The 13,852-nt window shown below is 62.8% G+C and carries 10 protein-coding genes; 5 read left to right on the top strand and 5 right to left on the bottom strand.

Annotation, left to right across the window (positions count from 1 at the left end; genetic code table 11):
• The first annotated feature begins 1 nt into the window (after position 1).
• From addB to CLV41_RS02850, 5 genes are all read left to right on the top strand, one after another.
• Positions 2–3,145 (top strand): double-strand break repair protein AddB, encoded by a 3,144-nt coding sequence (gene addB / locus CLV41_RS02830; protein ID WP_103220743.1) that lies wholly within the window; start codon positions 2–4, stop codon positions 3,143–3,145.
• Complete coding sequence (addA, locus tag CLV41_RS02835; RefSeq protein ID WP_170107095.1) at positions 3,142–6,654, top strand: double-strand break repair helicase AddA; 3,513 nt, start codon at positions 3,142–3,144, stop codon at positions 6,652–6,654. Before addB ends, addA begins: the two co-directional genes overlap by 4 nt.
• Positions 6,655–6,739: 85 nt before the next feature.
• A complete protein-coding gene (gene trxA, locus CLV41_RS02840; RefSeq protein ID WP_103220745.1) occupies positions 6,740–7,060 on the top strand; it encodes a thioredoxin in 321 nt (106 codons plus the stop codon).
• A gap of 145 nt (positions 7,061–7,205) precedes the next feature.
• Positions 7,206–7,838, top strand: a complete 633-nt coding sequence (grpE, locus tag CLV41_RS02845; RefSeq protein ID WP_103220746.1) for a nucleotide exchange factor GrpE — start codon at positions 7,206–7,208, stop codon at positions 7,836–7,838.
• Between the two features lie 247 nt (positions 7,839–8,085).
• A complete protein-coding gene (locus tag CLV41_RS02850; protein WP_103220747.1) occupies positions 8,086–8,697 on the top strand; it encodes a trimeric intracellular cation channel family protein in 612 nt (203 codons plus the stop codon).
• Between the two features lie 626 nt (positions 8,698–9,323).
• On the opposite strand, the gene CLV41_RS02855 is transcribed toward CLV41_RS02850, so the two are convergent.
• The 5 genes from CLV41_RS02855 to rpsA all read right to left on the bottom strand — a co-directional run bounded on the left by CLV41_RS02855 (position 9,324) and on the right by rpsA (position 13,695).
• On the bottom strand, positions 9,324–9,689 hold the full coding sequence (locus tag CLV41_RS02855; RefSeq protein ID WP_103220748.1) for a lipopolysaccharide assembly protein LapA domain-containing protein: 366 nt from the start codon (positions 9,687–9,689) through the stop codon (positions 9,324–9,326).
• Between the two features lie 76 nt (positions 9,690–9,765).
• Positions 9,766–10,065 carry an integration host factor subunit beta gene (gene ihfB / locus CLV41_RS02860; protein WP_103220749.1) on the bottom strand — a complete coding sequence of 100 codons (300 nt, stop codon included), beginning with the start codon at positions 10,063–10,065 and terminating at the stop codon, positions 9,766–9,768.
• Positions 10,066–10,080: 15 nt separating this feature from the next.
• A complete protein-coding gene (gene sppA / locus CLV41_RS02865) occupies positions 10,081–11,067 on the bottom strand; it encodes a signal peptide peptidase SppA (RefSeq protein ID WP_103220750.1) in 987 nt (328 codons plus the stop codon).
• A 327-nt stretch (positions 11,068–11,394) separates the two neighbouring features.
• Positions 11,395–11,823 carry an FKBP-type peptidyl-prolyl cis-trans isomerase gene (locus tag CLV41_RS02870; protein WP_103220751.1) on the bottom strand — a complete coding sequence of 143 codons (429 nt, stop codon included), beginning with the start codon at positions 11,821–11,823 and terminating at the stop codon, positions 11,395–11,397.
• 174 nt (positions 11,824–11,997) lie between these two features.
• Positions 11,998–13,695, bottom strand: coding sequence for a 30S ribosomal protein S1 (gene rpsA / locus CLV41_RS02875; protein ID WP_103220752.1), 1,698 nt, complete (start codon positions 13,693–13,695; stop codon positions 11,998–12,000).
• Positions 13,696–13,852: the final 157 nt, after the last annotated feature.

The following is a 13,852-nucleotide window of genomic DNA, read 5'->3' on the forward strand; positions in this document are numbered from 1 at the left end:
GATGGATGAACGGCCGCGCCTCTTTTCCGTTTCTCCCGCCGTTCCCTTTCTCAAGACGCTTGTCGACACGCTTGTGGACGGAACGCTCGTCCCAGGCTTCCGTCCCCTCGATGACCCGCTGCTGCTGTCCACGGCAACGCTTTATCTGCCGACCCGCCGCGCCGCCCGCCTGCTGCCGGAGCTCTTTCAGCAAAAATTCGGCGGCCGTCCGGTGCTGTTGCCCGCGATCCGGCCTGTCGGCGATGCCGATGAAGACGCGCAGAGCCTGACAAACGAGCCGGATATGGAAGCCCTGCCGCCCGCCATGCCGCTGCTTGAACGCCATCTGGCGATGACCCGGCTGGTGAAGGCCTGGAAGGGCATGTTGCGCCGGGAGGCGCTGAGCCTCCGGTCCGACGAACCCCTCGGTGTGCCCGCCTCGACAGCCGATGCCGCCTGGCTCGCCGGCGACCTGCTCACCCTGATGGACGAGGTCGAGACGGAAGAGGCCGACTGGTCCGAACTTGCCGGACTGGTGCCGGAGGACCATGCCCGGTACTGGCAGATCACTCTGGATTTCCTGAAGATCGTCCAGGAGGCCTGGCCCGCGCATCTGGCCGAGCTGAAGCAGATGGACCCGAAGGCGCGCCGCTCCGCCCTTATCCGCCGTGAAGCGGTGCGCCTGTCCGGCAGCGCGCCGTCCGGGCCGGTCATCGTGGCGGGGGTGACGGGATCGGTCCCGGCGACGGCGGAACTCCTGAAAGTCGTCGCCGGCCTTGCGCGGGGTGTCATCGTCCTGCCGGGTCTGGACCGGCATCTGGACGATCGTGCCTGGGCCGCCCTGGGCGCGCGCAGGGCACCGGCGGCAGGGCCGCTTTTTCAAAATGGCGAAGCTTCGCTCCCCTCTCACCCGCAATATTCCCTGAAGCAGCTTCTCGACCGCCTCGGTGTCGCCCGAACCCAGGTCGCAACGCTTGGACCCGAGCCGGCCGCCGATCTCGTCCTCCGCGAGGAACTCGTCTCAGAGGCCCTGCGACCGGCGGATACGTCCGACAGATGGACCGCGTTTCTCGACGTGAGATCCGAAGAGCAGAGAGCGGAGGCTCTTGAGGGCGTCGCGATCATGACCGCCCGCAACGAGGCGGATGAGGCTCTGGGTGTCGCCATTGCCTTGCGGGAAACCATCGAGCGCGGCGAAACGGCCGCCCTGATCTCCCCGGACCGGATGCTGACGCGCCGTGTGGCGGCGGAACTGGCCCGCTGGAACATCCAGGTGGATGACAGTGCGGGCCGCCCGCTCGACCAGACCGCTCCGGCGATCCTCGCCCTTCTGGCGGCGAAACTGGCGCTGAACGGCTGTGATCCGATTGACCTGCTGGCGCTCCTCAAACATCCGCTTGCCAGGCTGGGCTTGCCGATCAGGGACATCCGCTCCGCCGCGCGCGCCCTCGAACGCAGGGTCATTCGCGGACCGCGCGCCCGGCCCGGAACGGAAGGATTGAAGGCCGCGATTGAAGCCAGCCGCGCGGCGGCGGGCGAGGCCCATGTGCCGCGCTGGAAAAAGATCCACGAGGGAGACTGGGATGTGATCGCCGATCTGGCGGAGCGTCTCTGCGCTGCCCTCGCGCCGCTCGAAGAGCTGTCGGCGCTGGCGGAACCGGTCTCCATCATCGAGCTTGCCGGCCGCCATGTGGACGTGCTTCAGGCGGTCGCTGTGGACGAGGCAGGATCGGTCGATGAACTCTTTGCCGGAGAAGCCGGAGAGGCATTGGCCCAGTTTCTGACCGGCCTTCTGGAAGCCGAAGCCAGCGGACTGGAAATTCCGCCCGGCGAATGGCCGTCTGTCCTGCCGGCCCTGATGTCCGGTCAGGCTGTGCGCCGCAGGCTGCCGGGTGATCCCAGGGTGCAGATCCTGGGTCCTATGGAAGCGCGGCTGCAATCTTTCGATTTCGTGGTTCTGGGTGGCCTGAACGAGGGCATCTGGCCGCAGCGTACCCGCAACGATCCCTGGCTCAATCGGCCGATGAAACGGGGCATGGGGCTGGAGCCGCCTGAACGCAGGCTCGGCGCGTCGGCGCATGACTTCGCGCAGGGCATGGGCGCAACGCGGGTGATGCTGACACGGGCGGCCCGGGCCGATGGCGCCCCGACCGTCGCCTCGCGCTGGCTGCAAAGACTGACCACCCTGGCGGGTCCAGCGGTCACGGAGCAGATGGAGCGCAAGGGCGCGCGCTACACGCGGTTCGCCGCCCTGCTGGACCGCCCCGAGGGTCCGGTCAGACCTGCTGCCCGGCCCAATCCGCTGCCGCCGCTGGCGGCCCGGCCCAGATCCTTGTCGATCACCGAAATCGAACGCCTGATCCGGGACCCCTATGCCATCTTCGCCCGCCATGTCCTGGAAGTGCAGCCGGTCGATCCCATCGGCGGCGAGCCGGGGGCCGCGGACAAGGGCAACCTCATCCACGACGCTCTGGCGGAATTCCTGATGACATGGACAGGTCCGTTCGACGATACTGCTGTCGCGGCACTGACCGGTATCGGGGAGACGCTCTTCGAACCGCTGGATGCCTTCCCGGCCATCCGGGCGCTGTGGTGGCCGCGCTTCCAGAGGATTGCCGCCGGCTTCGTCGGCTATGAGGCGGAGCGGGCAAAGCGCGTCGGCAGGCGCTTTCTGGAAATCGGCGGCGGTGTGGAGATGAAACTGCCCGGCTTCGAGTTCCGCCTGCGCGGCCGGGCGGACCGGATCGATCTGATGGACAGCGGCGGCCTGGCGGTGATCGACTACAAGACCGGTCAGGTTCCTTCCCAGAAACAAGTCGAAGCCCTGCTGTCACCGCAATTGCTGCTGGAGGCGGCGCTGATCAAACGCTCCGGGTTCAAGGATGTGCCCGCGGACGCGGAGATCTGCGAGCTGCTCTATCTGCAACTGAAAGGCGGAACGGAGCCTGTCATCGAAGCGCTGCGCAATCCGAAGGAGACGCTTCTTGAGGATCTGGTCGAGGACGCCTGGACACGGCTGGAGCAGTTGATCGCTCATTATGCGAAGGAGGAAACCGGCTATCTTTCCCGCGCCCGTGTCATGCGCGAGCGGCAGCTGAGCGGGGATTACGACCATCTCGCCCGCACCCAGGAATGGGCCCTCGGGTCGGAGGAAGACCCGGCATGAGCGGACTTGAAATCCCGAAGCTGACGAAAGAACGGCAGGACCTGGCCTCCCGCCCGCGCGCGTCCGCCTGGGTGAGCGCCAATGCCGGATCCGGCAAGACCTTCGTCCTCTCCCGCCGCGTGGTGCGCCTGCTGCTCGACGGTACGGACCCGGCCCGGATCCTGGCACTGACCTTCACCAAGGCGGCCGCCGCCGAAATGGCCACCCGCGTCTTCCGCATCCTCGGCACCTGGGTGACGATGGAAGACGCGGCCCTGGCGGCGGAGCTTGAGGAGATCGAGGGCCGGAAGCCCAATGCAGCGCGCCTCGCCCTGGCACGGCGGCTTTTCGCCAGGGCGCTGGAAACCCCCGGTGGGCTGAAGATCCAGACCATCCACGGGTTCTGCGAGGCCCTGCTGCATCAATTCCCGCTCGAGGCCAATGTCGCCGGGCATTTTTCCGTTCTGGACGACCGGGTCGCCGCCGAGTTCATGGCCGCCGCCCGCGCCAGCGTGCTGCACAAGGCGGAGATAGAACCGGACAGCGCTTTCGGTCACGCTCTTGCGTCCGTCATCGACCTGATGAGCGACGGCGGGGCGCAGAAGGCACTGGACGAACTCATCCAGAACCGCGACGCCTTCCGCCGCTGGACGGTCGACGTGGGAGACCTGCATGCCGCGCTTTCGGAACTGGCCGGCCTGCTTGAAATCGATCCTTCCATCCGGCTGGACACGTTCGACCGGCGGTTCAAGGACGAATGCCAATTCGACCGGTCTGTCTGTCTCGGCTATGCGGAAGCCCTGAAGAGCGGCGGCAAAACGGATCAGGTCCGGGCGGAGGCGCTTGTTGCCGCCGAACGGCTGCACGATCCGGTGGCTTTCCGCGAAGTCTGGCTGCAGATTTTCCTGACGGCAAAGCTGGAACCGCGCCAGTCGCTCGCCACCAAGAAAGTGGCGGCGACGTTTCCCGATATGGTCGAGGCGCTCGTCAATGAGCAGGCGCGCTTGCTTGCGCTTCTGGACGAGCGGCGCAATGTCGTGACCTACGAAGGCACCGTTGCCCTGCTGCGACTGGCCGATGCCGTCATCCGTCACTATGAGAGCGCCAAGACGGCCAGGGGCTATCTCGACTTCGAGGATCTCGTGGTCAAGACGGCCACGCTTCTGAGGAAGTCCGACGCGGCGCTCTGGGTGCAGTACAAGCTCGACCAGGGCCTCGATCATATTCTCGTCGACGAGGCCCAGGACACCAGTCCGCGCCAGTGGGAAGTGGTCCAGTCCCTTGCCGCGGAATTTTTCGCCGGCGCCGGAGCGCACGAAAGAACGCGGACGCTATTTGCCGTGGGCGACGAGAAACAGTCGATCTATTCCTTTCAGGGCGCGGTTCCGGCCTATTTCGATGCCATGCGACGGGAATTTTCGCAGCAGGCGGTGTCGGCGGGGCAGGAGTTTCATTCCGTCAATCTTCAGCTCTCCTTCCGCTCCACCCCGGATGTTCTCGGCGCCGTCGACAAGGTGTTCCGGGACGAAAGCGCGCATAAGGGCCTTTCCAAGGAGACAACGCCACCGGTTCACGAGGCGATCCGCCGGGATCCCGGCATTGTCGACCTCTGGCCGCTGGAGACGGAAGCGGAGGTCGTGGAGCCGGAAGACTGGCGCCAGCCGGTCGATCATGTCGGCTCGGGAAGTCCGATGCTCAAGGTCGCCAGACGCATCGCCGCCGAAATCGCCGGCTGGATGCGCAACGGGACTGCGGAGCCCGGCGAGGTCATGATCCTGGTGCGCAAGCGCGGCCCGTTTGTCGATGCGCTCAACCGGGAACTCAAGCAACTGGATATTCCGGCGGCCGGCAGTGACCGGCTGGTGCTGACCGAACATATCGCGGTACAGGATCTGGCGGCTCTCGGGCGGTTCCTGCTCCTGCCGGAGGACGATCTCTCCCTGGCCTGTGTCCTCAAGAGCCCGCTGTTCGACCTGACGGATAACGATCTTCTTGAGATAGCCCGCGAAACACCCGAAAATCTCCGCCCCGGCACGCTCTGGCAGATGCTGGTCAAACGCTCGGAAGGATCCGGGAAATGGCAGGCGGTGCGGGAAAAACTGGAAGACTGGCGCGGGCGCGCGGACTTCGTTCCGCCTTATGAGTTCTATGCCCGGCTGATCGGCGCCGATGGGGGCCGCCGGGCGTTTCGCGCAAGGCTGGGTGTCGAGGTCGACGATGTTCTCGACGAATTCCTGGCGCTGACGATCGCCTATGAGCAGACCGGCACACCGGGTCTTGAAGGATTTCTCGCCTGGATGGCCGCCGCGCCGACGGAAATCAAGCGCGAGCTGACCAGCACCAAGGGCATGGTGCGGATCATGACCGTTCACGGCTCAAAGGGCCTGGAGGCGAAAATCGTCATTCTGGTCGACCCGGGAGCACCTCCCGTCAGTGCGATCCACGATCCGTCGTTTCTGCCGCGCAGGCGTCTGGAAAACGATCTCCTGCCGCCCGCGCTGGTCTGGCTGCCGCCCAGGATCGACCGCACGCCCTGGCACGAGGAAGCCGTTCAGGGGCTTCGCCAGACGCAGGAAGAGGAATACCGCCGCCTTCTTTATGTGGCGCTGACCCGGGCCGAGGACCGGTTGATCGTCTGCGGCTGGGAACCGAAACGCGGCGCGCATGAAAGCTGCTGGTATTCGATGGTAGAGCGGGCGCTGAAGCCCGACGCGAGGGAACTGAAGGATCACGCGGGCAACGTCATTGCCTGGCGCTGGCAGCAGGGCTCCGGTGAGCCGCAAGGCGGCGCACCGGTTGAAGGTCAGGCGGCAGCCACAGCCGGACAGGCCGCAGAACCGTCACTGCCGTCGTGGCTGTCCGAACCCGTTCGCTCCTTGCCGAAGAAAAAACGCCTGCAGCCCTCGCGCGCCTTCGAGGCCATGGAGGAAAAGCAGGGCCTGGAACCGGTTCCGGCGCTCTCCCGTCTTCAGGCGCGCCGGGAACCGGCTTCCTGGCCGCTGGAGCGGGGCCGTCTCGTTCACCGGCTCCTGGAGCTGCTGCCGGATATCCCCGAAGCGGATCGCCTCACCGCTGCCGGAGCCTATCTGCAACAGGCCCTGAAGCCCGAGTTCGAACGCTATGGGGAGCGCCTGCTCGCCGAGGTCGGGGCCATACTCGATGAGGAGGCGTTCAGGCCGCTCTTTGCCGCGCCGGCGCGGGCGGAAGTGCCGCTCGTGGGGACGATTCGCGCAAACGATGGAACGGAAATCGAGATATCGGGCCAGATCGACCGGCTGCTCGTGGAGGCGGACCGCGTCTCGATTGTGGATTACAAGACCAACTTCCATCCTCCTGAAACAGTAGCGGCAGTCCCGCTGGAATACCGCGCACAACTTTGTGTTTACCGGCAAATGCTGAAGCAGATTTACCCCGACAGGCGGGTTTGCGCCTATCTGCTGTGGACCGCCGGACCCGTGCTGATGGAAATTCCCGGAGAGATCCTGGAAGAAACCTTCGCGGCTCTGCGTCCGGATGGCACAGCAGCTTGACGGCGGGGCAATCGCTACCTACTTTCGGACCAACTGATACGCTTACATCGGGTAGGCGTGACGAACAGAACCACGAGATCTTGTTATGGCAACAACACAAGTCACCGATGCTTCCTTTGAATCGGAAGTTCTCAAATCCGACAGCCCGGTCGTCGTAGACTTCTGGGCGGAATGGTGCGGACCGTGTAAAATGATTGCGCCGGCTCTGGAAGAAATTTCCGACGAGATGGGCGCTCAGGTGAAGATCACCAAGCTCAACATCGACGAGAACCAGGACATGGCCATGAAATACGGCGTCCGTTCGATTCCGATGCTGATCCTGTTCAAGGATGGCGAGCCGATGGCCACGCAGGTTGGTGCTGCCCCGAAAGGCAAGCTCTCCGACTGGATCAAGAGCGCCCTTTAGGCATTTCCTCCGCGCAGCCTTCCGGTTGCCGGCCAATATGAGCGCATCCGGCGGGTAAGCGACAGCCTATCCGCCGATCCTCTTTGAAAAACCGGCAACCGGCTTTATAAGCATCCGCAAACAGTCCGAGCCAAACGGAACATTCATGAGCGACGAAAACAAAAACCCGGAAGAACAACCGGCCGAGGCATCCCCGGAAGCCGAAGCCCCGGCTGCACAGCCTGAAACCGCCGAAGAATCCGGAGTGGATCCGATCGAAGTTCTGAAAACAGAAAACGCCGGTCTGAAGGACCGCGCCCTGCGGGCGATGGCGGATATGGAAAACCTCCGCCGGCGTACTGAAAAGGAAATCAAGGACGCGCGCCAATACTCCGTGTCCGGCTTCGCGCGCGATATGCTGAACGTTTCGGACAACCTGCGCCGCGCTCTGGAAGCCCTCCCGGAAGACGACCGCAAGAACGCCGATGCCGGTGTTGCCGCCCTGATCGAGGGCGTTGAGATGATCGAACGCGATCTGCTCAATCAGCTCGAAAAGAACGGCGTGAAGAAGCTGGAACCCGAGGGTCAGAAATTCGATCCGAATTTCCATCAGGCCATGTTCGAGGTTCCCAACACCGAAGTGCCGAACAACACGGTGGTGCAGGTCGTCCAGGCCGGATACGTGATCGGCGACAGGGTCCTGCGCCCGGCCATGGTGGGCGTTTCCAAGGGTGGACCGAAGGAGGCTGCCCAGACCTCCGACGCGGAAGCCGGACAGACGGTCGACAAGAGCGCCTGAACCCGAGCCGAGAGCAAGCTTTTGATAAAGCCGTTCCTGCCACAGGGCAGGGGCGGCTTTGTGTTTATCGGGTTTGCCGGTTAAGAACAGAACCACTGAAAACCCCCACCGCTGACCCCTCCCTCTATCTCCCAGGTCCGGAGAGTGAGGAGGAGCAGGGTGGGTGGTTACCGGGCCGCGGCCGGTGCAAGGGCATTGGGCGGCTACGCGACTGACGAGGCACGGTTCCGGGAAACGAGGCGACAAGATGCTGCTGCAGGTGCTGGATTATTTCGGGGTCGCGGTCTTTGCCATTACCGGCGGCATCGTCGCGTCGCGCAAGCAGCTCGACTTCATCGCCTTGCTGTTCTTCGCAACCGTGACCGGCATCGGTGGCGGCACCCTGCGGGATCTGCTGCTCGGTGTGCCGGTGTTCTGGGTGGAGAACGAGGGTTACCTGCTGATCTGCCTGATCGTCAGCATCTTTCTGTGGTTTTCCGCCCACTGGGTCGAACGCCTGCACAAGCCCCTGCGCTGGGCCGACGCCATCGGTATTTCGGCCTATTGCGTCATGGGAGCCGCCAAGGCCATGACAGTGGGCGACACGGTGCTGGTCGCGATCCTCATGGGCGTCTCCACAGCCACGTTCGGCGGCATTCTGCGCGACACGATCGCCGGTGAACCGTCTTCGATCGTCAAGCCGGAGATCTATGTGAGCGCCGCATTCACCGGAGCCAGCGGCTTTGTTGTGCTGGTGCATCTGGGGCTGCCGCCAGCCGTATCGGCCGCCGTGGCGGCCTCTCTGGCCCTGGTGCTGCGCGGCGGCGCGATCGAATTCGGCTGGACCCTGCCGGGGTATCGCGGCAGAACCAAAACCTGACCAGGTTTCGCCGTGCGCCCTTCGATGTGCCCGGTATCGGCCGGATCGTCATCGTCAAGGATTCCGGCGGTGCCGTTCAGGGGCGGATGACCCCGGTTGAAACGGCGCAACAGGTCAATCCGCTTTCATATCTTTCCATATGAAAGCGGAATGGATTACCAGTCTTCAAGTCCAAACCACCCCGCGTTCGTGTGAACGCAGGGTGTATCAGTAGACAAGGCCCGAACAGGCTGAAACATAGTAGATCAGTCCGAGCGCAATTGCCGGAAAGCTTGCCGAATAGGCAAGTGTGGTCAGCATCTCAAGCTCCTTTGCGATACGACAGTCGGGAACGCGGAGCCGTGTCGGCCGATTGGCCTCGGTCGGCATCTGGGCGACATTATGAAATGTCCGCTCCCGCTAAATTCCCCCTGCCGCAATGCAATATGGGAAACGTGGACGCGAAGTTCCAGAGCCTGGAGCCTGTCTTTTTTAAGATTGAACCAATCGATGGGGTGAAAGGGTTCAACCGGCAAGGCGGGACACGCAGCGCATCGGGCAGGCGTTACAACGCGACCGACAGGCAGTCCCTCGTCACCCGTGAACAAGAAAAGCTATTGAAAACAAGCACCGAACGGGTCGGCGGCTCAGGCCGCCGAACGATTGTCCGGACCGGTCAGGCCCTTGACGCCGGAAACCGGCTGCGCGGCGGGAGTGATTTCCCGAAGCTGGTCGGCTTCCTTGTGCCACTTGTCGGCTTCACGGCGCTTGACGCGGGCTTCCTTGCGCCAGCGGCCCTGTTTGGCCCAGGCGCCCAGCCCGCCGACGATCACGCCGATGCCGAGGCTGGCGAAAATCACCCAGAACAACGGGATGTCGGTAAGGGTCAGGCGGGGGTCCTGGGGATCGAAAGGATTCAGGGACAGGGAAACGGTGTGCCGGTTGGCAACCGAAAGAGGAACCAGAACAACCGCGATTGCGAACAAAATCACGTTCTTGACGAAACGGGTCACTGTGGTCTCCCGGGTGTTTTCAGATCAGAATTCAGTTTCGAACGGGGCAGCGAAGCATCTTGCGGCGTGTGTGCGATCATTCGTCGCCGTGATCCACGCCGCCGTTCAGCCGTACACGCATCTCCTTGCCGGTCTTGAAGAAGGGGACGAATTTTTCATCCACTTCCACCTTCTGACCGGTGCGGGGATTGCGGCCGACACGCGCGGGGCGGTTCTTGACGCTGAAAGCGCCGAACCCGCGCAACTCGACACGGTCTCCCCGCATCAGGGCCTCGGTGACCTCATCCAAGATGGCGTTGACGATATTCTCAACGTCCCGCTGATAGAGATGCGGATTCTGTTCGGCTATATGCTGAACAAGCTCAGATTTGATCATGAAGAGCCCCCTCGCTTAACGTTTATTGTCTGCCGCGTCAGAAGCCTGCCAAACGGATACCAGTCCGTCAAGCGTAAGGCCTCGTGGAATCAGCCCCTTAGCTTCATTAATGGGATTTAGGAGGGCCGAACCGATCCCTTTTCCGAATTCTCGCGAGACGCGCGAGGAGAATGGAAGCTCCTCCAGATTTTCCTTTGCCGTCCAAGTGACGACCGGAAGGTCCTCCGCGACCCCCTTTTCCGTTTCCAGCCAGGCGATTGCCTTGTCCTCGCCGCCGATAGCGTCAACGAGCTTCTCGCCAAGCGCCTCATGACCGGTCAGGATACGTCCATTGGCAAGTTCCCGCGCCTTGGCGGGCGTCAGCTTGCGGCGCTCGGCGACAAGGCCGACGAACCAGTCGTAGGAATCCATCACCAGCGTTTCCAGCATGGCGCGCGCTTCCGGTGTCGCCGGGGAATAGAAGTCCGGTTCCGCCTTCAGGGGCGCGCTTTTGACGGCATCCATCTGAATGCCGACGGTCTCCAGCAGTTTCTGGACGTTGCCGAACTGGAACAGAACGCCTATCGAGCCGGTAATGGTGTTGTAGCGCGCAACGATGTGATCGGCCGAGATGGCGATCATGTAACCCGCGGAAGTCCCGATCGTGCGGATTTCCGCGACCACCGGCTTTTTCTCCGCCAGCTCGCGCAGAGCCTGGTACAGCGCCTCGCCGCCGGTCGTGCTGCCACCTGGCGAATTGATCGAAATCACCACGCCCTTGACCGCGTTCGACTTGCCGATCTTCTCGATCATCTGAAGGGTTTTGCGGTCTTCGATAATCACCCCTTCGACCGGAATGCGCGCGATATGGGCCGAGCGCTTGGAGAGTCCGGCCACGCCCGATACGTAAACAAGACCGCCGACAAGCGCCGCGGCGATCACGACAAATGTCGCCACCCGCCAGAACGTCACTTTGCGTCTGAGGCGCCGTCTGTCTACGAGCGCGTCGATATCAACGGACATGAATGCGGTGTCTCCGGACAAATCGTACCAAAACCAGCAACCTAAATAGGGTGACCCTCACGGGAATTGCAATCGCCTTCTGATATTTACATCAGTTTGAGGACGTTTCAGGCAACTTTATGGAGAATATTCGCAATAGGTCAACGTGACCCGGTCCGCAAAGCCGGGGCGATGATGGAATGGCCGGCAAGAAGGTGACCTGCAATGGCGGGCAAGAAGCCGAGCCCTTGCCGTCCTCATCCCGGATACTCGCGGAGCTGCATCCGGGACGACGGTCTGAAGGTCAGCCCGCGGTCCGGCCCCCGCGGGAAACCGCGGGGCCTGCCGTCAATTGATCGCGGTGAGCTGGATTTCGAAGGTCAGGTCCTTGCCTGCCAGGGGATGGTTGGCGTCCAGGACGACTTCCTCTTCGGAAACGTCGACGACCGTGACGCTCATCATCTGCCCCGTTTCGGTCTGCGCCTGGAGCTGAAGTCCGACGGTGACCTCGACATTTTCCGGCATGTTCGCCCGTGGTACCGCCTGGCGGGCGTCCGGGTTCAGCGGTCCATAGGCCTCGGCGGCCTCGACCTTCACGGTTTTCTCGTCGCCCACCTTCATTCCGGGAATGGCGCGCTCGAGGCCGGGGATGATCTGGCCGGTGCCGACCGTGAATTCCAGCGGATCCCGGCCTTCGGAACTGTCGAAGACGGAACCGTCGTCCAGGGTGCCCTTGTAATGTAGACGAACCGTGTCGCCGCTCTTGGCTTCGCTCATGGTGCTTATCGCAATTCTGTCTGGGAGGTGAGTTTTGAGGCCGCGTGCATCTGGCGGGTGCTCGTCGCAAGTCTTCAGCCTAACGGAGCATCGTAAAATGTAAAGAGTGGGGCCTGTTGGGCAACAAAAAGCCCGGCGTTTCCGCCGGGCTTTCGCGTTTTCCGATCTGTTGATCTAGTCGTCGGTTGCCTGCTTCAGGGCGGCACCGAGGATGTCCCCAAGGGAGGCGCCGCTGTCGGTAGATCCGTACTGTGCGACGGCCTGCTTCTCTTCGGCGATTTCCAGCGCCTTGATGGACGCGGTCACCTTGCGGGTCTTCTTGTCGAACTGCGTGATGCGGGCGTCGAACTTGTCGCCAACGGAGTATTTCTCCGGACGCTGTTCTTCGCGGTCGCGGGACAGGTCGGCACGGCGGACGAAGGCGGTCAGGTCGCTGTCTGCGATCTTGACTTCCAGGCCGCTGTCCTTGACCTCGATGACCTCACAGGTGACGACGACATTCTTGCGAATTTCGCCGGCCGCACCGGATTCCATCGGATCGCCGGAGAGCTGCTTGATGCCGAGCGAGATACGCTCCTTGTCGACATCCACATCCAGAACGACGGCCTTGACCATGTCGCCCTTCTTGAACTCCTCGATGACCTGCTCGCCCGGACGGTTCCAGTCGAGATCGGACAGGTGAACCATGCCGTCCACGTCGCCTTCGAGGCCGATGAACAGGCCGAATTCGGTCTTGTTCTTGACTTCGCCTTCGACTTCGGTGTTGACCGGGAACTGCTCGGCAAACGCATCCCACGGGTTCTGCAGGGTCTGCTTGAGACCGAGCGAGATGCGGCGCTTGACCGGATCGACTTCCAGGATGACCACTTCCACTTCCTGGGAGGTGGAAACGATCTTGCCCGGATGGACGTTCTTCTTGGTCCAGGACATTTCCGAAACGTGGATCAGGCCTTCGATGCCCGGCTCCAGTTCGACGAACGCGCCATAGTCGGTGATGTTGGTCACGCGGCCGGTGAACCTGGTCTCGATCGGGTATTTGGCTTCGATGCCGTCCCACGGATCGGTTTCGAGCTGCTTCATGCCCAGGCTGATGCGGTGCGTTTCCTGGTTGACGCGGATGATCTGCACCTTGACCGTCTGGCCGATGCTGAGGACTTCCGACGGATGGTTGATGCGGCGCCACGCGATGTCGGTGACGTGCAGCAGGCCGTCGATGCCGCCGAGGTCGACGAACGCACCGTAATCGGTGATGTTCTTGACCACGCCTTCCACGGTGTGACCTTCCTCGAGGCTCTGGACCAGTTCCGAACGCTGTTCGGCGCGGGTTTCTTCCAGAACGACGCGGCGGGACACCACGATGTTGCCGCGGCGCTTGTCCATTTTCAGGATCTGGAACGGCTGCGGGGTGTGCATCAGCGGCGTGACGTCGCGCACCGGACGGATATCGACCTGCGAACGCGGCAGGAACGCCACGGCGCCGTCCAGATCGACGGTGAAGCCGCCCTTGACCTGGTTGAAGATCTGGCCGGTGACCTTTTCGTTCGCTTCGAAAGCGACTTCCAGACGGATCCAGCTTTCCTCGCGGCGTGCTTTTTCGCGCGACAGGACAGCTTCGCCGAGAGCGTTCTCGACGCGCTCCAGGTAAACTTCAACTTCGTCGCCCACGACCATTTCGCCGTCGCGGCCCTTGGCGCCGAATTCCTTCAGCGGCACACGGCCTTCAACTTTCAGACCGACGTCGATGACGGCCAGGTCCTTTTCGATGGCGACAACGATGCCTTTGACCACGGCACCTTCATAAAGGTCGTTATGGACGAAGGACTCTTCGAGAAGAGCGGAAAAATCCTCGGTTGAGGGATTGTAATCAGACATTTATTCTCCTGAGCGCCTTTTGGCGCGCCGCCGGCGGGTTGGTGTTGCACTCCGGACTGTCAGTCTCCCGGGATCGCGGTTTGCGCGTGATCCTTCCGCTTCACAAAGCGGGCCGGCGGGGCGGGAGACGGAAAATCCGGTCTCGTCACAGGCCGCC

Source organism: Roseibium marinum (assembly GCF_002906165.1).
Classification (GTDB): domain Bacteria; phylum Pseudomonadota; class Alphaproteobacteria; order Rhizobiales; family Stappiaceae; genus Roseibium; species Roseibium marinum.

What these genes read in the sequence shown, in the direction of transcription:
- addB (WP_103220743.1), top strand. Translation starts at nt 2, where the DNA reads ATGGATGAACGGCCGCGCCTCTTTTCCGTTTCTCCCGCCGTTCCCTTT.
- addA (WP_170107095.1), top strand. Translation starts at nt 3,142, where the DNA reads ATGAGCGGACTTGAAATCCCGAAGCTGACGAAAGAACGGCAGGACCTG.
- trxA (WP_103220745.1), top strand. Translation starts at nt 6,740, where the DNA reads ATGGCAACAACACAAGTCACCGATGCTTCCTTTGAATCGGAAGTTCTC.
- grpE (WP_103220746.1), top strand. Translation starts at nt 7,206, where the DNA reads ATGAGCGACGAAAACAAAAACCCGGAAGAACAACCGGCCGAGGCATCC.
- CLV41_RS02850 (WP_103220747.1), top strand. Translation starts at nt 8,086, where the DNA reads ATGCTGCTGCAGGTGCTGGATTATTTCGGGGTCGCGGTCTTTGCCATT.
- ihfB (WP_103220749.1), bottom strand. Translation starts at nt 10,065, where the DNA reads ATGATCAAATCTGAGCTTGTTCAGCATATAGCCGAACAGAATCCGCAT.
- sppA (WP_103220750.1), bottom strand. Translation starts at nt 11,067, where the DNA reads ATGTCCGTTGATATCGACGCGCTCGTAGACAGACGGCGCCTCAGACGC.
- CLV41_RS02870 (WP_103220751.1), bottom strand. Translation starts at nt 11,823, where the DNA reads ATGAGCGAAGCCAAGAGCGGCGACACGGTTCGTCTACATTACAAGGGC.
- rpsA (WP_103220752.1), bottom strand. Translation starts at nt 13,695, where the DNA reads ATGTCTGATTACAATCCCTCAACCGAGGATTTTTCCGCTCTTCTCGAA.